At 47.2% G+C, this 22609-nt stretch carries 24 protein-coding genes; 16 read left to right on the plus strand and 8 right to left on the minus strand.

Annotated elements, in window-relative coordinates; genetic code table 11:
• Window positions 1–16 precede the first annotated feature (16 nt).
• Window positions 17–1243, minus strand: coding sequence for a metallophosphoesterase (locus tag HGH91_RS14830; RefSeq protein ID WP_247651753.1), 1227 nt, complete (start codon window positions 1241–1243; stop codon window positions 17–19).
• Between the two features lie 494 nt (window positions 1244–1737).
• Here HGH91_RS14830 and HGH91_RS14835 point away from each other — a divergent pair, with 494 nt between their 5' ends.
• From HGH91_RS14835 to HGH91_RS14875, 9 genes are all read left to right on the plus strand, one after another.
• A complete protein-coding gene (locus HGH91_RS14835) occupies window positions 1738–2418 on the plus strand; it encodes a metal-dependent hydrolase (protein ID WP_168739398.1) in 681 nt (226 codons plus the stop codon).
• A 67-nt stretch (window positions 2419–2485) separates the two neighbouring features.
• Window positions 2486–3307 (plus strand): ParA family protein, encoded by an 822-nt coding sequence (locus HGH91_RS14840; RefSeq protein ID WP_145671426.1) that lies wholly within the window; start codon window positions 2486–2488, stop codon window positions 3305–3307.
• The gene (locus HGH91_RS14845; RefSeq protein WP_168739400.1) at window positions 3291–4208 is read left to right on the plus strand and encodes a ParB/RepB/Spo0J family partition protein; all 918 of its coding nucleotides are present in this window, start codon (window positions 3291–3293) and stop codon (window positions 4206–4208) included. The genes HGH91_RS14840 and HGH91_RS14845 overlap by 17 nt, the downstream gene beginning before the upstream one ends.
• Window positions 4201–4914 carry a DUF5683 domain-containing protein gene (locus tag HGH91_RS14850; protein ID WP_168739401.1) on the plus strand — a complete coding sequence of 238 codons (714 nt, stop codon included), beginning with the start codon at window positions 4201–4203 and terminating at the stop codon, window positions 4912–4914. The genes HGH91_RS14845 and HGH91_RS14850 overlap by 8 nt, the downstream gene beginning before the upstream one ends.
• A 45-nt stretch (window positions 4915–4959) precedes the next feature.
• Window positions 4960–5670 carry a 4-hydroxy-tetrahydrodipicolinate reductase gene (gene dapB / locus HGH91_RS14855; RefSeq protein WP_168739403.1) on the plus strand — a complete coding sequence of 237 codons (711 nt, stop codon included), beginning with the start codon at window positions 4960–4962 and terminating at the stop codon, window positions 5668–5670.
• A gap of 121 nt (window positions 5671–5791) precedes the next feature.
• Window positions 5792–6208, plus strand: a complete 417-nt coding sequence (locus tag HGH91_RS14860) for an RrF2 family transcriptional regulator (RefSeq protein WP_168739404.1) — start codon at window positions 5792–5794, stop codon at window positions 6206–6208.
• A 266-nt stretch (window positions 6209–6474) separates the two neighbouring features.
• Entirely contained in the window at window positions 6475–7158 is a 684-nt protein-coding gene (locus tag HGH91_RS14865) for a phosphoadenylyl-sulfate reductase (protein WP_168739406.1), read from the plus strand.
• 48 nt (window positions 7159–7206) lie between these two features.
• The gene (gene cysD, locus HGH91_RS14870; protein ID WP_168739408.1) at window positions 7207–8115 is read left to right on the plus strand and encodes a sulfate adenylyltransferase subunit CysD; all 909 of its coding nucleotides are present in this window, start codon (window positions 7207–7209) and stop codon (window positions 8113–8115) included.
• A gap of 76 nt (window positions 8116–8191) precedes the next feature.
• The gene (locus HGH91_RS14875) at window positions 8192–9439 is read left to right on the plus strand and encodes a sulfate adenylyltransferase subunit 1 (RefSeq protein ID WP_168739409.1); all 1248 of its coding nucleotides are present in this window, start codon (window positions 8192–8194) and stop codon (window positions 9437–9439) included.
• A gap of 70 nt (window positions 9440–9509) precedes the next feature.
• Here the strand turns inward: HGH91_RS14875 and HGH91_RS14880 are convergent, their stop codons facing one another.
• A complete protein-coding gene (locus HGH91_RS14880) occupies window positions 9510–10448 on the minus strand; it encodes an NAD-dependent epimerase/dehydratase family protein (RefSeq protein ID WP_168739410.1) in 939 nt (312 codons plus the stop codon).
• A gap of 247 nt (window positions 10449–10695) precedes the next feature.
• Between HGH91_RS14880 and kdsA the strand changes: the two genes are divergently transcribed.
• Both kdsA and HGH91_RS14890 read left to right on the plus strand, forming a co-directional pair.
• Entirely contained in the window at window positions 10696–11511 is an 816-nt protein-coding gene (kdsA, locus tag HGH91_RS14885; RefSeq protein ID WP_186452541.1) for a 3-deoxy-8-phosphooctulonate synthase, read from the plus strand.
• A gap of 62 nt (window positions 11512–11573) precedes the next feature.
• Window positions 11574–11975 carry a hypothetical protein gene (locus HGH91_RS14890; protein WP_168739412.1) on the plus strand — a complete coding sequence of 134 codons (402 nt, stop codon included), beginning with the start codon at window positions 11574–11576 and terminating at the stop codon, window positions 11973–11975.
• A 170-nt stretch (window positions 11976–12145) separates the two neighbouring features.
• On the opposite strand, the gene HGH91_RS14895 is transcribed toward HGH91_RS14890, so the two are convergent.
• Window positions 12146–12367: a PspC domain-containing protein gene (locus HGH91_RS14895; protein WP_168739413.1), complete on the minus strand. Its 222-nt coding sequence runs from the start codon at window positions 12365–12367 to the stop codon at window positions 12146–12148.
• A gap of 332 nt (window positions 12368–12699) precedes the next feature.
• Here HGH91_RS14895 and HGH91_RS14900 point away from each other — a divergent pair, with 332 nt between their 5' ends.
• The 3 genes from HGH91_RS14900 to HGH91_RS14910 all read left to right on the plus strand — a co-directional run bounded on the left by HGH91_RS14900 (window position 12700) and on the right by HGH91_RS14910 (window position 16303).
• Window positions 12700–14970, plus strand: a complete 2271-nt coding sequence (locus HGH91_RS14900) for an aconitate hydratase (RefSeq protein ID WP_168739415.1) — start codon at window positions 12700–12702, stop codon at window positions 14968–14970.
• 109 nt (window positions 14971–15079) lie between these two features.
• Entirely contained in the window at window positions 15080–15712 is a 633-nt protein-coding gene (locus HGH91_RS14905; RefSeq protein ID WP_168739417.1) for a hypothetical protein, read from the plus strand.
• Between the two features lie 9 nt (window positions 15713–15721).
• Complete coding sequence (locus tag HGH91_RS14910; RefSeq protein ID WP_168739420.1) at window positions 15722–16303, plus strand: TIGR00730 family Rossman fold protein; 582 nt, start codon at window positions 15722–15724, stop codon at window positions 16301–16303.
• On the opposite strand, the gene HGH91_RS14915 is transcribed toward HGH91_RS14910, so the two are convergent.
• Both HGH91_RS14915 and HGH91_RS14920 read right to left on the minus strand, forming a co-directional pair.
• Entirely contained in the window at window positions 16300–17343 is a 1044-nt protein-coding gene (locus HGH91_RS14915; RefSeq protein ID WP_168739422.1) for a DUF4421 domain-containing protein, read from the minus strand. The genes HGH91_RS14910 and HGH91_RS14915 overlap by 4 nt on opposite strands.
• Before the next feature lie 26 nt (window positions 17344–17369).
• Window positions 17370–17858, minus strand: coding sequence for a metallophosphoesterase family protein (locus tag HGH91_RS14920; protein ID WP_168739424.1), 489 nt, complete (start codon window positions 17856–17858; stop codon window positions 17370–17372).
• Between the two features lie 36 nt (window positions 17859–17894).
• Between HGH91_RS14920 and purU the strand changes: the two genes are divergently transcribed.
• A complete protein-coding gene (gene purU, locus HGH91_RS14925; RefSeq protein WP_168739426.1) occupies window positions 17895–18761 on the plus strand; it encodes a formyltetrahydrofolate deformylase in 867 nt (288 codons plus the stop codon).
• A gap of 37 nt (window positions 18762–18798) precedes the next feature.
• Here the strand turns inward: purU and HGH91_RS14930 are convergent, their stop codons facing one another.
• The gene (locus tag HGH91_RS14930) at window positions 18799–19386 is read right to left on the minus strand and encodes a hypothetical protein (protein WP_168739428.1); all 588 of its coding nucleotides are present in this window, start codon (window positions 19384–19386) and stop codon (window positions 18799–18801) included.
• Window positions 19387–19458: 72 nt separating this feature from the next.
• On the opposite strand from HGH91_RS14930, the gene HGH91_RS14935 reads away from it, so the two are divergent.
• Window positions 19459–20289, plus strand: a complete 831-nt coding sequence (locus HGH91_RS14935; RefSeq protein WP_168739430.1) for a CHAD domain-containing protein — start codon at window positions 19459–19461, stop codon at window positions 20287–20289.
• A gap of 3 nt (window positions 20290–20292) precedes the next feature.
• On the opposite strand, the gene hutG is transcribed toward HGH91_RS14935, so the two are convergent.
• Entirely contained in the window at window positions 20293–21297 is a 1005-nt protein-coding gene (hutG, locus tag HGH91_RS14940; RefSeq protein ID WP_168739432.1) for a formimidoylglutamase, read from the minus strand.
• Window positions 21294–22526 carry an imidazolonepropionase gene (gene hutI / locus HGH91_RS14945; RefSeq protein WP_168739434.1) on the minus strand — a complete coding sequence of 411 codons (1233 nt, stop codon included), beginning with the start codon at window positions 22524–22526 and terminating at the stop codon, window positions 21294–21296. The genes hutG and hutI overlap by 4 nt, the downstream gene beginning before the upstream one ends.
• Window positions 22527–22609 lie beyond the last annotated feature (83 nt).

Genomic DNA, 22609 nt, shown 5'->3' on the forward strand with positions numbered 1-22609 from the left:
GTCGGCCGGCCAGAAATCAGGTCAGATCTATCACTGTAATCTCCGGCAATATGCCTACCCGCCCCGGGTACCCGAGGAAACCGAATCCACGGTTAACGTACAGGAACTGGTCGCCTTTCTTATATAATCCGGCCCATTGTTTATAAAAGTACTGTGCCGGGCTCCATTTTAAGCCAGGGATTTCCACGCCAAACTGCATACCGTGGGTATGACCGGCGAGGGTCAGGGAAATGTCGGGATATTCCGGGCGCACCTGTGCATCCCAATGGGTGGGGTCGTGCGACATCAATATTTTAAACGGAATGTCTGCCACGCCTTCGTAGGCCCGTTTCAGGTCACCATAGCGGGGAAAACGCTTAATGGAACTCCAGTTTTCTACCCCGATCAGGGCTATTTTTTCACCACCGCGCTCCAGTACTACGTTTTCGTTCATCATCAGTTTCCATCCCAGCTCTCCGTGTAATGCCTTCACCTGGTCCAGGTTAGCATGCTGCATAGCGCTATAGCCGTTGGGCGTTTTGTCGGGCCAGGGGTAATAATCGCCATAGTCGTGGTTGCCCAGGGTAGAATACACGCCCATAGGCGCTTTTACTTCCCTGAATACATCCATCCAATCGGTCATTTCCACGGCCCGGTCGTTGACCAGGTCGCCGGTAAACAGCACCAGGTCGGGCTTTTGATCGTTGATCATCTTAATACCCTTGAGTACGGCCTCCCGGTTGGCGAAGCTGCCGGAATGGATATCGGATATCTGCACAATGCGCATGCCCCTGAAAGTGTTGGGCAGGTGCTTGAAACCCATTTTAATCCGGTGGATGCGGTAATTGTATTTATTGGAAAACCCATATACCAGCGACGCAAAGAGGGTACCTCCTGCAATGAGGCCCAGGCGATTGAGGAACTGGGAGCGGGTGAGTCCGCTCACTACCCCGCTGCCATCCGGTACGGCTGGTGTGCTACCGGAAAAACGGCGAATGATCCATACCACCCCTCTCCGGAGGTCGTCGATCAATAAAAACACGGATACCAGGAGTTTGGCTACCACCAGGCCCATAAAAATGGCCATGAGGTAGGATTTTAACACGGGCGGCCAGCTATGCCAGTTGATATAGGGCAACAGGGCCACCATCAGGAGGCAGCTGATTGAAATAAACCAGTAAATGGTATAGGTAATGTTCCGGACCCGTGGAGCCGACATATAGACCATGGCTCTGATGGCCTGGAAAACGTAAATATCTAACAACAGCAGAAAAAAAATCAGAATAATAGAGTTTAACCCGGGTCGCATTATGAATTTTTAATATAGTTTATAACCAGATGGCAATTTAGCGCAAGTAAACTGGTCGAAAAAGTTAAAACAGGTCTTGCAAGTATATAGACGAATAACAAGGAGAAGAATTGTATGTTTTATTTTTTTTGTTAAGTTAGGGGAAACAGTACATTTGCTGGCTGACCGGTTAGCGAAGATAACTTTAATATTTTAATAATATATTAGTCATGCGGAGGCCGAAACCGGCTAAAAATTAACCCGTTAACAGAGGACGGGAGCCTGTTCTGCGAACAGTTTGTGTATAAATAAATATACTGCAGCACCCGATTTTTATGTAATCGTTGTATTTTTGTCCGATTGAGCTACTTTTAATCGTTACTTTTAAATATAAGGCGTAGATTAATTACCAGCTACGGGACGATTTATCGTCCGCCATTGGTGGGTGGTTTTATTCAAATGAATTGATTATGAAGTATACTTGTTACGGACATTCTTGTTTTGCAGTGGAAATAAAGGGAAAAAACATTCTTTTTGATCCTTTCATTACGCATAACGAGCTGGCAAAAAAAGTAGACATTCATGCCATAAAGGCGGATTATATTTTTGTGTCGCATGGGCATGAAGACCATACCGCCGACCTGATTGACCTGGCGAAGCGTACGGGGGCTACCGTGGTATCCAATTATGAAATTGTTACCTGGGCAGGTAAACAGGGGTTGACAAAGCTGCATCCCATGAATACCGGTGGTAAATGGGCTTTTGAGTTTGGCACCGTAAAATGTGTGGTTGCGCAGCATTCCAGCAGTTTACCGGATGGCACTTACGGCGGCAACCCGATGGGCTTTATATTTATGACGGAAGAAGGAAATTTTTATTATTCCGGCGATACGGCGCTCACCCTGGATATGGAGCTGGTGCCGTCTGTTGCTACCCTGGATTTTGCCGTACTGCCGATTGGTGATAATTTCACGATGGGTATTACGGATGCCATTGCAGCAGCCGAATTAATAGAATGCGACAGGATAGTGGGTGTTCATTACAATACTTTTGGCTACGTAAAAATTGATCCCGTTGAAGCAATCGGGCAATTCGGAGATGCTGGTCTGGATCTGATACTTCCTGAAATAGGAAGTACTATAGAGGTTTGAGGAGGAAGTGATCATAGCTGATTTATCCTTTATCCTATAAATAACCTTAGAATTTTTAAACAACACAATGGCTAGAATAATCGCAATCGCTAACCAGAAAGGTGGCGTAGGAAAAACTACAAGTGCAATAAACCTGGCAAGCAGCCTGGCTGTGCTGGAATTTAAAACACTGTTGGTAGATGCCGACCCGCAGGCCAACAGCACTACGGGGCTGGGTTTCGACCTGCGCAATGTGCAGCAGAGTTTGTACGACTGTATGGTGAACGATGTGCAGGCCAAAGATGTAGTACTGGAATCAGATACTCCCAACCTGAAAGTGCTGCCTTCCCATATCGACCTGGTAGGAGCAGAACTGGAGCTCATCAACCATCCCAACCGGGAACGGGTGATGAAACAGGTGATTGATAGCGTGGCATCGGACTATGATTTTGTGATTGTAGACTGCTCTCCTTCCCTGGGCCTGATCACGGTAAATGCCCTGGTGGCTTCCAACTCCGTGATTATCCCGGTACAATGCGAATTCTTTGCCCTGGAAGGTTTGGGTAAATTGCTGAACACGATAAAAATTGTACAAAGCCGCTTAAATACAGCGCTGGAAATAGAAGGCATCCTGATGACCATGTATGATGGTCGTTTGCGCCTGAGTAACCAGGTAGTGGATGAAGTAAAACAACATTTTGAAGAAAGTGTGTTTAACACCATCATTCACCGCAACACCAAACTGGGAGAGGCTCCCAGCTTTGGTAAATCTGTAATTATGTATGATGCCGCCAGCACAGGAGCTATCAACTACCTGAACCTGGCCAAGGAAATCCTGCAAAAACATAACTACACCAAAATTAAATCCAAAGACAAAATCCTAGCTATTAACGATGACCAATCCAAGTAAGAAAGAGGCGTTGGGTAAGGGCATCCGCTCTCTGCTTCAAAACATTGATACAGACCTGAAGCATACTGCCAGTACCCTGGGTGATAAGGTAGTAGCTGCTGCTACCGGTATTGAACGCATATCGCTGGATCTGATTGTAACCAATCCGAAACAGCCGCGTCGCGACTTTGATGAAGTTTCTTTACAGGAGTTGAGCCAGTCTATCAAACTGCACGACATTATTCAGCCTATTACGGTATCAAAAGTCAACAGTAAGAAATACCAGCTGATAGCCGGTGAAAGGCGTTTAAGAGCCAGCAAGCTGGCCGGTTTGAAAGATATCCCCGCCTATGTTCGCCAGGTGAACGACCAGGAACTGCTGGAACTGGCGCTGCTGGAAAACCTCCAACGCGAAAACCTCAACGCTATTGAGGTAGGATTGAGCTACAAACGGTTAATGGAAGAATGTACCCTTACACAGGAACAGGTGGCCGACCGTATGGGCAAGGAAAGAAGTACCGTTACCAACTATATACGCCTGCTTAAACTGCCTCCTGATATCCAGGTGGCCGTACGCAATGGCCAGTTAAGCATGGGACATGCCCGTGTTTTGACCGGCGTGGAAAATGTGGAAAACCAACTTTTCCTGTACAACGAAATTCTGAAAGCCGGTTTGTCGGTACGACAAACAGAAGACCTGGCCCGCAGAATTAATCAAACCGACAAAAATCGTCAGCAGCCATCTGCTAAATTAAAGTTACCTCCTGCATTTCAGAAGATCCAGGATAAGCTTTCCTCTCATTTCTCTACCAAAGTAAAACTGGACAGGGGTAAGAGCGGCAAAGGCAGTATTTTGATTGAATTCTATTCGGACGAAGAACTGGATAGCATCCTGGAAAAAATAGATATATACGGTGGCTAACACGGCTCAACAAATACTTCATTTATCACAACGTTTTTGCTTATTGCTTTTGTTTGCCATGGTGGCGGCTTTGCCGCTTCGGGCACAACAGGATACCCTGCGCCCTATTGCCAAAACCATGGACACCCTTATCCGGCCCGTTCCTGCACCAGGTACAGACACGGTAAAAAAGGCGAATAAAGCATTGCTGACCGATTCCTCTTACGTTCCGGATTCCAGGTTGCCTCATAGTCCGCGTAAAGCAGCCCTCTACTCGGCCGTACTGCCAGGCCTTGGACAGGTTTACAACAAAGAATACTGGAAAGTACCACTGGTATATGCTGCCATCGGTACCTGTACCTATTTCTTTATAGACAACATGAAGACCTACAAGCTGTTTCGCGATGCTTACCGGTTGCGGGTAGATGGAAACCCCGATACCAATGATACCGGGGAAACCGTGAAATTCGATACCGAGTCGCTGAAACTCAACCGGGATCAGTTCCGGCAGTATGTAGATTATTCCGTATTATTTTTTGTACTGGCTTATGGCTTAAACATCGTGGACGCCACGGTGTTTGCGCATCTGCGTAATTTCGATATGTCTGATGACCTCAGTATGCGGATATCTCCTACACTGATTAACAACCGTACCCTGGGCATCGGTATTCATCTTTCCATTGGTAATAAAAAGTCCAAAGGAAGCCGGTATTTTGCCGGCCGCTGATCACACATGTATCAATCCATCATCTAACATACAACTATAAGGGTCATGAAAATAGCGCTCATCGGATATGGGAAAATGGGAAAGGCTATAGACGCCATTGCTACTGCGAAAGGGCATGAAATAGTACTCCGTACCAGCAGCCAGCAGCCGCTGACAAAGGAACAACTGGCAGGGGTAGATGTAGCCATTGAATTTACAGTTCCGGAAACCGCCTACCAGAATATTATCACCTGCTTTGAAGCCAATGTACCTGTAGTAAGCGGGACTACCGGCTGGCTCGATAAATTGCCGGCCATAAAAGCGCTGTGTGAAGAAAAGAAACAGGCTTTTTTACATACCACCAACTTCAGCATAGGCGTCAATATCTTCTTTGAAGTCAATAAAAAGCTGGCTGAGCTGATGGCACATCAGCCGCAGTATAATGTGTGGATGGAAGAAATTCATCATACTCAAAAGAAAGATGCCCCCAGCGGCACCGCGCTTTCCCTGGCTGAACAGGTAATGTCGTCGGTAACGCGCAAAACCAAGTGGGTAAATGAAGAAAGCAATCAACCCGACACCCTGTCTATCATCTCTAAAAGGATAGATCCGGCACCGGGTACCCATATAATCAGCTACACTTCTGCCATCGATGATATTACCATTACGCATACGGCGCATTCCCGGGAAGGATTTGCTGCCGGCGCAGTAGTAGCGGCGGAATGGCTGAAGGGCAAAACCGGTGTGTTTACTATGCGGGAGGTGTTGGGCCTGTAACACCCGGACCTCTGCTTTTAGCCCCACTGGCTGCTAGCGAAAAACTGCTTATCTTTACAGGAATAATAAAAAGTGCCCGCTGCACTATTCGTTCATCCGGGAGGGATGCAAATCAGTCAGTATGTTATCAAAAAAAACACAATACGCTTTTCACGCTTTAGTACACCTGGCAGAGAATGTAGATAAGGGCCCTATCCTTATTTCTGAAATAGCCCAGGAGAAAAATATCTCTATCAAATTCCTGGAAAATATCCTGTTGGAATTGAAGAATGCCGGGATTCTCGGCAGTAAAAAAGGGAAAGGAGGTGGCTACTACCTGATGCGGCCTCCCAAAGAGATTGCATTGGCCAAGATTATCCGTTTGCTGGATGGTCCTATTGCCCTGCTTCCCTGCGTGAGCCTCAATTACTACGAACGTTGCGAAAATTGCCGTGATGAAGCCGTTTGCGGCCTGAATGAAGTGATGGGAAAAGTAAGGGATTCCGCCCTGAAAATATTGGAAAACAAGACGTTGAAAGATATCCTGACACGAGGCTAAGCCTAAGCTGAAAGCATAAAGCCGAAAGCTATTAAAGCAAATGATATAAGCGAATATTTTAATATTCTGCAGACATCATTTGCTTTAATAGCTTTTTGCTTTCGGTCCTGTCGTCAATGCCCCTCTCCCATGGCCTGTTTATAAGAAAGAAATAATTTTTTACCCTATTAGTCTATCTTTTTTATAGGTTTTATGTATTTTTGTTACGGGAGTGACCGTAATTGCTCCGCTGGCACTACACACATCAATTTATAAGGAAGAGCTACATGACAGACATTACCACCGCACTGGCCAACAAATCGGTGGAGGAGTCGATACAGTACCTGGTAGAGCAATACCCCGGGGCTGTGGCTTTCTCAACCTCCTTTGGTCAGGAAGACCAGGTAATAGCAGATATTATCTGGCGTAACCATTTGCCGGTTAGAGTTTTTACCCTCGACACAGGGCGCCTGTTCCAGGAAACATACGATGTAATGGACCTGACTATGGCCCGCTACAAACAGCCTGTAGAAGTATTTTATCCTGAAACAGCTGCCGTAGAAAAACTGGTGGCCGCCAAAGGCCCCAACAGCTTTTACGAATCGGTGGAAAACCGCAAGGAATGTTGTGGTATCCGTAAAATAGTGCCGCTCAACCGGGCACTGGAAGGCGTAAAAGTGTGGATCACCGGACTCCGGGCAGAGCAGTCTGATAACCGCCAGGGCATGGAAACCCTTGAATGGGACGCACAACGCCACCTTTATAAGTACAATCCGCTGATTCATTGGGGTTACGACGAAGTACTGGCCCACCTGGACAAGTACAACGTTCCCTACAATAAGCTGCATGATAAAGGCTTCATCAGCATTGGCTGCGCACCCTGTACACGCGCCATCGAGCCGGGAGAACATCCGCGCGCCGGCCGTTGGTGGTGGGAACAGTCGCACAAAGAATGCGGCCTGCACGGATAAAGTGATCAAGTACAGCTTTTAGAATTCAGCATAAATCATTTATAGTCTATGACTAATCAAATCAATTGGGAATTTCCACAAGCACTGGAAGATGAAGCCATTTATATACTCCGCGAAACCGTAGCACAGTTCGAAAAACCAGTGCTCCTGTTTTCCGGCGGAAAGGATTCTATCACCCTCGTAAGACTGGCCCAAAAGGCATTTTATCCCGGTAAAATTCCTTTCTCCCTGCTACACGTAGATACCGGCCACAACTTCCCTGAAACCATCGCTTTCCGCGACTGGCTGGTAAATACACTGGGACTGGATATCATTGTAAGAAATGTACAGGACAGTATTGACCAGGGAAAAGTGCAGGAAGAAACCGGCAAATATGCCAGCAGAAACGCCCTGCAAACCGTTACCCTGCTGGATGCCATCGAAGAGGGCAAGTTTGATGCCTGCATCGGGGGCGCCCGCCGCGATGAAGAAAAAGCACGCGCTAAAGAAAGAATATTTTCTGTGAGAGATGAATTCGGTCAGTGGAACGCTAAAATGCAACGCCCTGAACTGTTCGACATCCTCAACGGAAAAATCAATATAGGCGAAAACGTAAGGGTATTCCCGATCTCCAACTGGACAGAGCTGGATGTATGGAACTACATTGTACGTGAAAAGCTGGAAATACCATCTATCTACTTCTCTCATGAAAGAGAAATCATTGAACGCGATGGACTTTACTGGCCTTATTCCTCCTTCCTTAATACGACTGCCGATGAGGTGCCTTTCCGCCAGAAAGTACGCTTTCGTACCGTGGGCGATATGACCTGTACGGCAGCAGTGCTTTCCGAAGCAGACAAACTGGAAGATATTATTGCCGAAATCATGGAGGCTAAAATCTCTGAACGGGGTGCGCGTATCGACGATAAACGCTCAGAAGCCGCCATGGAAAAGAGAAAGCAGGCGGGATATTTTTAATCAGTACCCGGGTATTTTCATTTAACTGAACACATTTTTTGAGCGGCAAGCCGCTGCATCTTAAAGCTAAAATATTATGGAGGTTTTACGTATAGCCACTTCCGGTAGTGTAGATGATGGTAAAAGTACTTTAATAGGCCGTTTATTATACGATACCAATTCTATCCCCCAGGATAAAATGGAGGCGCTCCACGCCGCCAGCAAAAGAAAAGGACTTGATTTTACAGATCTGTCGCTGCTGACCGATGGATTGGTAGCCGAGCGTGAGCAAGGTATCACCATCGATGTGGCGCATATCTATTTTTCCACGCCTACCCGCAAATACATCATTGCAGATACCCCCGGGCATATTGAATATACCCGCAACATGGTAACAGGTGCTTCCAATGCACAGGTATCACTGATATTGATCGACGCCCGCAAGGGAATTGTGGAACAAACCCACCGTCACTTCTTTATCGCCAACCTGTTGCGCATCCCTTACCTGGTAGTATGTGTAAATAAAATGGACCTGGTAGATTACAGCGAAGCACGCTTTAACCAGATCGTGGAAGATTTCCAGGTAATGCTGGACAATGCCTCCTTCAAAGGCCAGGAAGTAAAATTCATCCCCATTTCATCCCTGTATGGCGAAAACGTAGCCAGCCGCAACGGCACCATCAGCTGGTACCAGGGCGATACCTTACTGGAATACCTGGAGCAGGTATCGTTTGACCATGAAGATAACCAGCATCCCGCCCGCTTCCCGATTCAAAGCGTGATCCGCCCCAGAACCACCGAATACCACGATTTCCGCGGCTTCGCCGGGAAGGTAGTCAGCGGTCATTTTAATGTAGGCGATGAGGTAGTATCGTTGCCATCGGGACAAAAAAGCAAGATCAAAACGATTGAGCAATTTGAAAAGCAACTAACGGTAGCGCATGCACGTGAAAGTGTAGTGATTACCCTGGAAGATGAAATAGACAGCAGCCGCGGTAACATGCTGGTGAAAACTACTGAGGTACCACAGCAACTGAAAGAAGTAAGCGCCAACATCTGCTGGATGGATCAGCAAAAACTGACCAATGGCAAAACGTACTTACTGCAGCATGGCGTTAACCGGGTGAAAGCGAAAGTACAGCAGATCCAATATATTACAGACGTTACCAACCACCTGCAGAAAGCAGATAAAACTGAGATGGGCCTGAATGATATCGGTAAAGTTTCCATAAAGACGGCCGCCCCGATATTTGCAGACGCCTATCAAAACAACCCGGCCAATGGTGCATTCATCCTGATCGATGAATTTAACAACACCACGGTAGCAGTAGGATTTATTGACTAATCATATCCACATAAAAAAAGAAGCAGCTAAGATGGGATAACTTAGCTGCTTCTTCTATTTTACAGATATACTAAATGTTCTTCAGCATATCTTCCGTCATGCGGGCCAGATCATACTCTGGTTTCCAGCCCCAATCCTGACGGGCCTGTGTATCATCAATACTGTTTGGCCATCCGTCTGCAATTTCCTGGCGATAATCCGGCGCATAAGCCATCGTAAACCCGGGAATATGCTTTTTAATTTCTTCACCTATTTCTTTTGGTGAGAAGCTCATTGCCGAAAGGTTATAGGCAGAGCGTACATTGATTTTAGCCGCATCCGCTTCCATCAGTTCAATCGTAGCCCTGATCGCATCCGGCATGTACATCATAGGGAGGTACGTGTTTTCGGAGAGGAAGCTGGTATATTGCTGATGTTCTTTGGCTTCATGGAAGATCTCGATCGCGTAATCGGTAGTACCGCCGCCGGGTGCTGATTTGTAGCTGATCAGGCCGGGGTAGCGCAGACTCCTTACATCCACACCGAAACGGTGGTTATAGTATTCGCACCAGCGCTCACCGGCAAATTTGCTGATACCATAAATGGTAGTAGGCTCAATGATCGTGTGCTGTGGTGTATCCTGCGCCGGAGAATTAGGTCCGAATACTGCGATGGAACTAGGCCAATATACTTTGTCGAGATTTTCTTCTTTCGCAATATCCAGTACGTTCAGCAGGCTTTGCATATTGATATGCCAGGCCAGCAACGGATTTTTTTCACCGGTAGCCGACAGGATCGCCGCCAGCAGGTAAACCTGGGTAATATTATGGCGGATCACCAACACATGCAGCATTTCCTTGTTCATCACATCCAGCGACACATAAGGGCCTGTTCCTTTCAGCAAATCGTGCTCTTCCCGCAGATCTGAAGCCACCACATTGGTATCTCCATACATCTTTCTTAAGGCCAGTGTCAACTCCACGCCAATTTGTCCACAGGCGCCAATGACCAGAATCTTATCTTTCTTCATACAAAAATATAATTGTAAGCTACTTTTTAAATCGGACCGTAATATTAAAGGGTTCGTCGCTATTTCCACTCACGGCACCTCAGCGGATGACAATGTGATAACAATAAAAATACAAATGAGCAGCGCACATGGTTTCGAATTACAATACCATGACAATCATAGTAAATGTACTCCTTACGACCTAATGCCTTTGCCGGATAATGCCTATCTTTGCCCCTTCAATTAAATGACCCAATTTTTTCAAGATATGAAGCACTTAAAAGCATTATTTAAAGAGCAATACAACCCGGAGAACTTTTTCCTGATTGCCGGTCCCTGTGTAATCGAAGAAGAAGAGATATTGATGACGGTAGCGGAGAAAGTAACGAAGATTTGTAAACGTTTACAGATTCCCTATATCTTCAAAGCTTCTTACCGCAAGGCCAACCGTACCAGTGTACATTCCTTTACCGGTATTGGCGATGTAGAAGGACTGGAGCTGTTGCAAAAAGTGGGAAAAACATTTAACGTTCCTGTTACCTCCGATATTCACTCTGCAGCAGAAGCAGCTATGGCAGCAGCTTATGTAGATGTATTACAGATCCCGGCTTTCCTGTGCCGTCAAACCGACATCCTGCTGGCAGCAGCAGAAACTGGTAAGGTGGTGAATGTAAAGAAAGGGCAATTCCTCAGCGGCGAGTCCATGAAATTTGCCGTAGAAAAAATCAAAGGCGCCGGTAATGATCATATCATCCTGACCGAGCGTGGTACCACTTTCGGTTACCAGGACCTGGTAGTAGACTACCGCAATATTCCGATTATGAAGCACCTGGGCGAGCCGGTAGTAATGGATTGTACCCACTCCCTGCAGCAGCCTAACCAAACCAGCGGTGTAACCGGCGGTAATCCGCAAATGATCAGCACCATCGCCAAAGCAGCTATTGCTACCGGCGCTGATGGCCTGTTTATAGAAACTCATCCCGACCCTTCCAAAGCAAAATCTGACGGCGCCAACATGTTGCGCCTCGATCTGCTGGAAGAACTGCTGGAAAAACTGGTAGAAATCCGTAAGGTAGTGCGTTAAATAGCGCATTATGCTTTCAGCTTTTTTTCCGTAAATTCATAGCACATAAAACTCTGTTCACTATGATTAGCATTCATGAATTAAAATCAGGTGATACCGTTATCACAAACTTTGGAGGCACGGAAAAAGAGGGAAAAATTTTGCAGGTAGACCATGAGGATAAGAAAGTGTTGGTAGCTACGGATGAAAACGAGTATTGGTATGACCTGGACAGCTTGTTACCAGTTCATTTGACAGAAGCTACTTTGCTGAAACTACAGTTTCACAAAGATGAAACTGCTTCGTCGCCCGCAGGAGGCACTTTGTATGTAAGAGGGCCTTTCTCGGTCAGGATGTTTGAAGATGGGCATAAACCCTTGCTTCAGCTGCACTACCGGGATGAAAGCAGGAATCTGAATGCACCGATCACGCTGAACGAGCTTCAGAATCACTATCATGGTATGACAAATTTTCACCTGGAATAAAAATAACAACACACCGGCCCCGCAGTATGTGGGGCCGGTGCTTTTTATTAATACACTGGCGCCTCATTGTTCAAGCAATGTGGCCATATAGCGCTACCCTTACCCCACATTTCTTCATGGGGCATTTAATGCTTGTCCACAAGCATTCTTAATAACTTATAGCTTATTTATCAGAGATAACGAAGAGGATTCCTTCTGGCATTCTGGATATAATTTTTCATATTTACCCAGAACGCGAGGATCATGTAAACAATGACGGGGGAACCCATTGTAAGGAAAGTGGCATAGATGAAAAAGAAGCGTATGCGGGATGTGGCAACTCCCAGTTTATCACCAATAGCGGTGCAAACCCCGAACGCTTTCCATTCCAAAAAGTCTTTAATCCGGTTCATAGTCCAAATTTATCAAATTCCGGCTGGAAAAACAAACAGAAAAGGATCCTTCTCCTCCCCGGTTTAGCATCCTGAATATCAGCAATTTGCCGCCAGGAGGGGGTTTGATATACCTGGTTGTTGCCTGGTAAGCTGGGCGTATAAATTTAATATAACACTTTTTAATAATTCTTCAACACCCGTTTCCCATGTGTAGCGGGAGTTTGGCGACCCCATACCGGTACGGAATGTTTATACACAGTGGGTATCTCTTAAGTATTTAATTTAAAAACTTGTTGTTTTTAGTGTAATTTTGCAACCAATTTTTAACCGCTCTTAAATTTTTTTTTATCATGGTGTTTGATATTGACATGATTAAAGGAGTGTATGCGGCATTACCGGGTAAAGTGGAAGCGACCCGGAAAATGTTAGGTCGTCCGCTCACCCTGGCCGAAAAGATTTTATACGCACACTTATCCGCACCTACTTCTACACCTTTTGAAAGAGGCAAATCCTATGTAGATTTTGCTCCAGACCGTGTAGCGATGCAAGATGCGACGGCCCAGATGGCGTTGCTCCAGTTCATGACCGCAGGTCGTGACAAAGTTGCGGTTCCGTCAACAGTACACTGTGATCACCTGATACAAGCTAAAGTAGGCGCTGTTCAAGATCTGGCGACTGCTAACGATACAAACAAAGAAGTTTACGCATTCCTTTCTTCTATCTCTGACAAATACGGTATTGGTTTCTGGAAACCAGGTGCTGGTATCATCCACCAGGTGGTACTGGAAAACTATGCATTCCCCGGCGGTATGATGATTGGTACCGACTCCCACACCCCTAACGCAGGTGGTTTGGGTATGGTGGCTATTGGCGTGGGCGGTGCCGACGCGGTAGACGTGATGGCTGGTTTGCCCTGGGAGCTGAAAATGCCAAAGCTGATCGGTGTGAAACTGACCGGCAAAATGAGTGGTTGGACTTCTGCAAAAGATATTATCCTGAAAGTAGCAGGTATCCTGACTGTAAAAGGCGGTACCGGTGCTATCGTTGAATACTTCGGTGAAGGTGCTGATTCCTTCAGCGCAACCGGTAAAGCTACCATTTGTAACATGGGTGCTGAAATTGGTGCAACCTGCTCCCTGTTCGCTTACGACCAGAAAATGGCAGACTACCTGAAACTGACCAGCAGAGCGGAAGTAGCTGCAGCAGCTGATGCGGTAAAAGAACACCTGCGTCCGGATGCTGAAGTGTACACTGATCCTGCTAAATACTACGACCAGGTAATCGAAATCAACCTGGATGAACTGGAACCTTATGTAAATGGTCCTTTCACCCCGGATCTGGCATGGCCTATTTCCAAGTTTGCACAGGCAGTGAAAGAAAACAACTGGCCTGAGAAACTGGAAGTAGCCCTGATCGGTTCCTGCACCAACTCTTCTTACGAAGATATCTCCCGTTCTGCATCCCTGGCTCAACAGGCCATCGACAAAGGACTGGATATGAAATCTGAATATACTATCACACCAGGTTCTGAGCTGGTTCGTTTTACCATCGAAAGAGACGGCCTGCTGAATACTTTTTCACAAGTAGGCGGTGTGGTACTGGCTAACGCCTGCGGCCCCTGCATCGGTCAATGGGCTCGTCACATCGATGATCCAAACCGTAAGAACTCTATTATCACTTCTTTCAACCGTAACTTCGCGAAAAGAAATGATGGTCTCGCTTCTACCCACGCATTCGTTGCTTCTCCTGAAATCGTAACTGCGCTGGCTATCGCTGGTGACCTGACTTTCAACCCGCTGACTGATACCCTGACCAACAAGAAAGGCGAACAGGTAAAGCTGGATGAACCCAAAGGTTTTGAACTGCCGGTGAAAGGTTTTGCAGTAGAAGATGCCGGTTACCAGGCTCCTGCTGAAGATGGTAGCGGCGTTCAGGTAATTGTTTCTACTACTTCCGATCGTTTGCAGCTGCTGGCTCCATTCGCAGCCTGGGAAGGAACTGATCTGAAAGGTCTGAAACTGCTGATCAAAGCAAAAGGTAAATGTACTACCGACCATATCTCTATGGCGGGTCCATGGTTGAAATACCGCGGTCACCTGGATAACATCTCCAACAACATGCTGATTGGTGCGGTAAACGCATTCAACGACAAAACTGATACCGTTAAGAATGAGCTGACTGGCGAATACGGTGCGGTTCCAGCTACCATGCGTGCTTACAAAGCAGCTGGTCTGGGTGCTGTTGTAGTGGGTGATGAAAACTATGGTGAAGGTTCCAGCCGCGAACACGCTGCGATGGAGCCACGTCACCTCGGTGTTCGTGCTATCCTGGTAAAATCTTTTGCCCGTATCCACGAAACCAACCTGAAAAAGCAAGGTATGCTGGGTCTGACTTTCGCTAACAAAGAAGACTACGATAAAATCCAGGAAGATGATACCATCGATATCCTGGGTCTGACTACCTTTGCTCCTGGTAAGCAACTGACTGTTGAGCTTCATCATAAAGACGGCAGCACAGAACAATTCCCGGTAAACCACACTTACAATGAACAACAGATTGAGTGGTTTAAAGCAGGTGGCGCCCTGAACGTGATCCGTGCACAGGCAGCTAAGAAAGCATAATTAACGCTTTATCATACCATGGCGAGGCTGTATCAGTAACATGATACAGCCTCGCTTATTTTTTACGGCATTTTTTCCTTTAAATTGTGCCTCCAAAACACACCTGACTATGCTTACCGATAACGATTTAAAGACCCATTGGACCCAATTGCACCTGCCCCTGACCACAGACACCTCGCTGGTGGATTATAAATTTGAATACCTGACCGGGATGTATGACAGCTCCCAGCGGACGTATCACAATCTTACCCATCTTCGTCAGCTAATATCTTTGCTGGAAACGCACAAAACGGCCATCAGCGATCCGGAAGCCGTATTATTTGCCATCTTCTTTCATGATATGGAATATAATATCCTGTTTAAAGATAACGAAGAACAAAGTGCGGGGGCAGCAGAACGATACCTCCAACAACTACATTACCCGGCAGAAAAAATCAGGATGGTCAGCGAGTTTATCCTGGCTACCAAAACACATATCAATACCCTGAACAACACCGACCTGGACTATTTCCTGGATTTCGACCTGGCTATACTGGGTACAGCTCCTGAGGTGTACCAGGAATATGCCAGGCAAATCAGAACCGAATACCTCATCTATCCTGACCTGGCGTATAAACCCGGCCGGAAAAAATTATTACGGCGTTTCCTGGAGGCGCCGGCTATTTATCATACACCTGCCTTTAGGGGATTATATGAAACACGCGCCCGGCAAAATATCCAGGCGGAACTAGACACTTTATAATTGAATGATATGAAAAGTATTGTAGTTTTTTGTGGCTCCAGTAGCGGAAACGACCCGGCCTACCTGCAACAGGCCACCCTATTGGGTGCTGCCCTGGCGCAACGCCAGCTCACCCTGGTATATGGCGGCGCAAAGGTAGGACTGATGGGAGCTGTAGCAGATGGCGCCCTGCAGGCGGGCGGAAAAGTGATAGGCGTGTTACCTCATTTTCTGCAACAAAAAGAACTGGCACATGCAGGTCTCACCAAATTAATACTGGTAGATACCATGCATGAGCGCAAAACGAAGATGAACGAATTATGCGACGGGGTGATTGCATTGCCTGGCGGATTTGGTACGATGGAAGAATTATTTGAAGTACTGACCTGGGGACAACTGGGTCTGCATAAAAAGCCAATCGGCCTGCTCAATGTCAACGGCTTTTATGATAGCCTGATTGCCTTATCCCATCACATGAGCCAACAGGGTTTCCTCAGCGTTGCTAACCGGGATATGTTGCTATGCAGCAGCAACATCGATGAGCTGTTATCAAAGCTGGAACAATACCAGCCGCCGGCAGGTACCAAGTGGATTACACCGGCACAGAGCTAATTCCAGACCGGCTTCTTCAGGGCAAAGCGGCGTACCAGGCTTACCCTGAAATTGCCGGTACCAAAAGTTTGATAAGTGTGGGGAATAGACATACCACTACGTATAGACATGCCCACATAATGTATCCCGGCAAAATACCGGTTGGAATTATAACCAATAGACGCACGCACGGTATTACTGAATTGAATGCCACCCTTACGGCTTACCTCCCCGTTTTCCAGGTATAAGGTGGTGATATTGCCTCCCAGGCCCGCTGTGAGCGACATAGATAAAAAGAAATGCTGTTTCAGCACAAAAGTATAGGCATACCCCGCATTGGCCGCCAAGGATGAAATACCGGTTTTGTAGTAATGTTCATCCCGCAAAAACAGGGTATCTACCATATTGGAGGGTATCAGGGAGGAATCGCCTTTTACCCTGCCCACGAAGAATTCACCTCCCAGCAGGAAAGAGCCGGCGCTCTTTTTCTGATATTCGTTTTGCAAGTTGGAAGCCCGGTAGGAAAAGCGTTTATCGTTGAAGATATACTGGGCATTCAGCCCTAAACCGAGGTTCTTAATATCGGGGCGTTGGGGATAAGGATGCTGCTGGGCATACTCTTTACCAAACACTCCCTGGGCATTGGCAATATAATAGCCCTTATAAGATTGGCCGTAAAAATCTATTACCAGTTTCCGCAGGTAAATATGCGATTGCAGATCGATATATTTTGTTTCTCCGAACTTATCATTATGCCGGTTGATAAATGGCAGATTAAATCCGAGGTTGATGCCGATAAAACGGTAGTTGGCGCCAAAACCAATGTTGAAGGGGGTATTGGGCCGGTACAGGATATGTTTGTTTTGCTTCCGGTCGGCAATATCGTACTTGGTAAATTTACGGGAACCATATAAGCGGAAGGTGATGTCTTCTGTATGTTCATCGATATACGAAGAGTCATTGTCTGTTTTCAGCCAACGGAGAAACCTGCCCTGGGCCTGTGTTGCCACGGTCCCCGTACAAAGAGTTATCATCAGGCATAACAAAATACGATGCGTCATAAAGTTGCAGGTTAAGAGAACGATGATCAGGGCAATTCAATCACTTCCAGTTGTTGAATATTGCCGCTGTCCAGCTGAAAGCGCAATAATGTTTTCACTTTGTGCCAGCCCTGCTGGCCGCAGGCGCCCGGGTTCATGTGTAACAAATGCAGGGCCGGATCGGGCATTACTTTCAAAATATGTGAATGCCCGCAGATAAAGAGTTTCGGCGGATGCTTCTTCAATATTTCTCTTACGCCGGGGGCATATTTTCCCGGGTAGCCGCCAATATGTGTCATCATCACCTCTACTTCTTCCAGGTTAAAACGTAATATTTCCGGATAACGTATACGGATATCCGCACCGTCGATATTGCCGAAAACGGCCCTAAATGGTTTAAAGGCTTCCAGTTTATCTGCCAGCTCTACATTACCAATGTCTCCGGCATGCCAGATTTCATCTACTTCTTCAAAGTATTTGAATACCTGTGGGTGCAGGTAACTATGGGTATCTGACATGAGTCCTATCTTTTTCAAGGGAGATTGTATTAATATTATTATTTTGGTAACTATATGTCAAAACACACTACACCTATCACCGCCTGCCTGTTGATCTGTTGTCCCGACAGGCCCGGTATTGTTGCCGGGGTATCCCGGTTTCTTTACCAATCCGGTGCAAATATACTTGATGCGAGCCAACACAGCACAGATCCAAGGGAGGGTTTATTTTTCATGCGTATGGAATTCCAGTTGGACGAGCTGGACAAAGCCAGGCTGGAAGCCACTTTCCAGGAAGAAGTAGCTACGCCGCTGCATATGGAATGGAAGATAGATTATAGCGATCAGCGCAAACGCATGGCTATCCTTGTATCTGCCTATGATCACTGTTTGCTGGAATTATTATGGAGATGGAAAAGTGGGGAGTTGCCTGTAGAAATTCCGTTGGTGATCTCCAATCACACTAAACTGGAAAATGATTGCAGCGCGATGGGGATTCCGTTTCACTATCTCCCGGTAAATCCTGATAATAAAGCAGCACAGGAACAAGCGGCCATTCGTTTACTGGAAGAGCATGCGATCGATTTTACAGTACTGGCCAGGTACATGCAGATATTATCCCCGGAATTTGTAGGCAGGTATCCGCAACGGATTATCAACATCCATCACTCTTTTTTGCCTGCATTTGCCGGCGCGCGGCCTTACCTCAACGCCTATACGAGAGGTGTTAAACTGATTGGCGCTACTGCGCACTATGTAACCAATGAACTGGACGAAGGGCCTATTATAGAGCAGGATGTAGCCAGGGTAAGCCATAAACATACCGTGGAAGACCTGGTAATGCTGGGACGCGATATTGAACGCCAGGTGCTGACCCGGGCGGTAAAGGCACATGTGGAAAACCGGGTATTGCTACACGGCAATAAAACAATTGTATTCTAAAAGAGATACGCCACGCCGGCGTGGCGTGGCGTATTGATTATTTACCCAGGAACTTAGCCAGTTTCTTTCCGGCTACCGCATACGACTCTGTGATACGCATACCGGTATCGAAATCGAATCCCATCATACGGCCAGGGGCATTGTCTACCGATATTTTTGCCAGGGTTTTACCCTTGTTGGTTGTTTCCACGATAAGCACTTCCGCATCAATGTAGGAGTTTTTGCGGGCCACGCCTACATTAAATCCCGGCTCTATGAAAGTGGTGTGAAAGATCAGGGTATACTTCGCATTGGGGAAGCTGCCGGCCTTGATGTCTCCGTTGTCATTAAACAACTCATCAAACTTAGGCTCATAGCGGGAAGCGCGGTCGGCTACCCATGCTTTGGCCCAGGTATCGCCTTTACCTGGCTCCTTCTTATTGTACTCAGCTGTTTTCTTCTGCACATAATCTTCCTCGCTGTCTTTACCAACAGACAGGTGATCATACGTAAATTCGACATTGAGTTCTTTCTGGTCTTTTAATACGGACGGATCACCGTCTACCAGCTTAATTTTCTGTGCTGCCGCGGGAAGGCACAATACAGATAACAGCAATGCTGCTGCCACTTTGGGGATTAGTTGCATAACATAACAATTTTGGGCAAAAATATTGAATTTCCCGGGATCGCGGCGGATTTTATGTTAACTTTAGTAAGCATGTTACTTACCGCATTATATCAGTATTTGCGTAAAGCGTGCGATACGGTGATATCGGCGTATGACACCCTGCAACAAACACCAGGAGATGCAGATGCCGTACACCAGCTCCGGGTGGGCGTAAAAAAGCTCCGGGCATTTTTTGCGCTTGCCAAACAATTGCCGGACTATTCTTTCGGTGCAGGGAAACACCTGCATGCCGCAAGGCTGATCCAGGCTGTGGGCGGGGCTTCCAGGGATGCACATCTACAGGAAAAGCACCTACGCCTCTACGAGAAGAAAGTAGCCTGGCGCTTTTCGTTTGCACATTTATTGTTACAAAAGAAACATACCACTGCTATTGACCTGCTACAGGCCACTATCCAGCATACTTCATTGAAAAAGCTGGAAACCCTGCCTGAACGCTTCAGCAAGGCTATTGAAGAAATGGATAAAACTGCCGCTACCGAGGCGCTGCGGCAATATCTCTACCGGCAGCATCAGGAGATTATTTTACCCGCAGGCAGCGTACATCATGCAGCATGGCATGAGGTAAGAAAGCAGGTAAAATCGCTGTATTACCAGCTGACCATACTGGCTGAAGTACTACCTAGCACGTACACCGACACATTGACCAAACATGCCGGTAAGGCGGGTGAATTGCTGGGGCAATGGCACGACACCAGCGAATTGTCGTTGTTTGTAGGCCATACCATTACCCAACTAAGGAAAGAAAAAATAGCATTGCCCGAACCGGTACGGCAACTACAGTTACGACTAAAGGCAGATACCAAAGCCCAGCTGCTGCAGTGTTCCAAACAAATAAAAACGTTGATGGAAATCAGCTACTAGCGGCTAAAAACTAAACTCTTCACAATAGGCCATCACGGTTTCAAAAATGAGGGCAGCCCCCAATTTGGCCGTGCGGTTGTCGATATCCAGTGAAGGATTCAGTTCCGCAATATCGACCCCTGCCACCTTTCCACTCTGTAATATTTTGCGATAGCATTGGAGGAACAGTCCTCCCGGCATAATGCCGTTATAGGCGGTAGCGCTCACGCCTGGTGCAAAAGGAGCGGCAAATACGTCCAAACAGGTAGTGAGGTACACTTTATCTACCTGGCTGAGAAAATGTTGAATGGCTGCAAACAGGGTGTCTTTATCATTCAGGTGGAAAGCATCTGCGCTCACATAGGTGGCTTCCTCTTCCCCGGCGATATTGAACAGCTGCCGGGTATTGCCCAGTTTCTGTATACCGAGAGCCAGGTAATGAAAAGGCGTTCCGGCCTGTTTGCAATCCTGTGCCAGCTGCCAGAATCCGGTGCCAGAGCTGGCGCCCTGTTCATCAGGAATACGGATATCGAAATGTGCGTCGAAGTTGATGAATCCTACCTGTTGCGGTGCTATAAACTGGCGTATACCACTGGCATGACCATACGTAATTTCATGTCCGCCACCCAGCAGTACCGGGAGGTAGCCGGCAAGAAGTATCGTTTGAACGGCTTCGCGGAGTACGGTTTGTGCATTTTCCAGCTCTCCGTTTACACATACGATATCTCCTGCATCCAGCAATATCGTTTGTGCGTTGAAGTGAACCGGGAAACCGGCGATGGCTTTGCGTAATGCCGCAGGTCCTTCTGCGGCTCCTACTCTGCCTTTGTTACGGCGAACGCCTTCATCACAGGCAAACCCCAGCAAGGCAATGCCTTTCTGTCCGGGTAATAATGCGGGCAATGGTTCCTGCAGCAGGTCAGTTACTTTTATTACCTGGTGCCAGCGCAGCAAATCCGGTTCGGTACCGTCGGTGCGGCCTGTCCAGGTATTTGCTGCGATAGGCTGATAGCTTTCCTTTGTTATCATATTGATACTAGTTCTCCTTTTTTCCACACCATAGCAGGTTTCATCTTACCCTGATAATAGAGGATATCCCTGTAATCAGCGGTTGGATAAGCCTGTAAGTCGGCCATAAAGCCGGGTATCAGTTGACCGGCATTACGTAACTGCAGGGCCGGGGCGGCTCTCAGGGTCAATGCGGCCAGTACTTCTGCTGTGGACAATTTCTCTGCGGCGCTCATCACGGCGGCTTGCACCAGCAAGTCGCCCATCGGCGCTGATCCGGGGTTCCAGTCGCTAGCAATAGCAACACAGGCGCCGGCGTTCAGCAACTTACGGGCCGGCGCATAGGGCATGCCCAGTCCCAGCGAAGCACCCGGCAAAACTACTGCAACCGTATCAGAATTTGCCAGTAAAGCGATTTCTTTTTCTGTGCTGGCTTCAAGATGATCGGCAGATAAAGCACCGGCGTTGACGGCTGCTGCGGCGCCGCCTGCGCTGAACTGATCGGCATGCACGGTGGCCGCAAAGCCTTGCTGCATAGCCTTCTTCAAAAAGGAGGCAGCAGCAGTGGCAGAAAAAGCCGTTTCTTCAATAAAAATATCCACCCGTTGGGTCAGTTGTTCCTGTTTCAGTATGGGCAATAGCTCCTGTAAGATCCATTGCAGGTAAGCTTCTTCCGAGTCGTTGTAATCACGGGGCTTCATATGCGCGGCCAGGCAGGTAGGCACCAGCGTAGCTTTTGTATACAGCGATGCCTGCTGGATGGCCCGCAGCATTTTTAGCTCACTCTCTTCATTGAGGCCGTAGCCGCTTTTCACTTCAATGGTGGTAACGCCTTCTTTTAAATGACGATTGGCCCGGGCCACCGTATTTTCGGTGAGGGTAACGAGGTCGGCTACACGCGTTTTGGTCACCGAATCCCAGATACCGCCACCAGCGCGGGCAATGTCCAGGTAACTTTTCCCGGCAATGCGCATGGCATAATCGCGGCTGCGGGTGCCGTCATAACAGATATGGGTATGGCAATCGATAAACCCGGGGAGTAATACCATGGGCGTATCTATAAAAGCAATTTCACTGTCGGGATATCGTTGCAGGAGCGACTTATAATCTGCTACCGCAACAATGTCACCGTTTTCCACCACCACGCCTCCTTTTTCTATCACCTTGAGCTGCTCATCCTGTAGGGTGCCCTTCAGCGACAGATCTGTCATGGGCAATATTTGGGCGAAAGGACCGAGTAATGTTTTCATGGTTTATTTTTTGAGCATAAAGCATAAAGCCATTGGTGCGAATGATTAATGCGAATATCGCGCCATCGGCTTTATGCTTTCTG

The sequence above is a fragment of the Chitinophaga eiseniae genome (assembly GCF_012641265.1).
GTDB classification, from domain to species: domain Bacteria; phylum Bacteroidota; class Bacteroidia; order Chitinophagales; family Chitinophagaceae; genus Chitinophaga; species Chitinophaga eiseniae_A.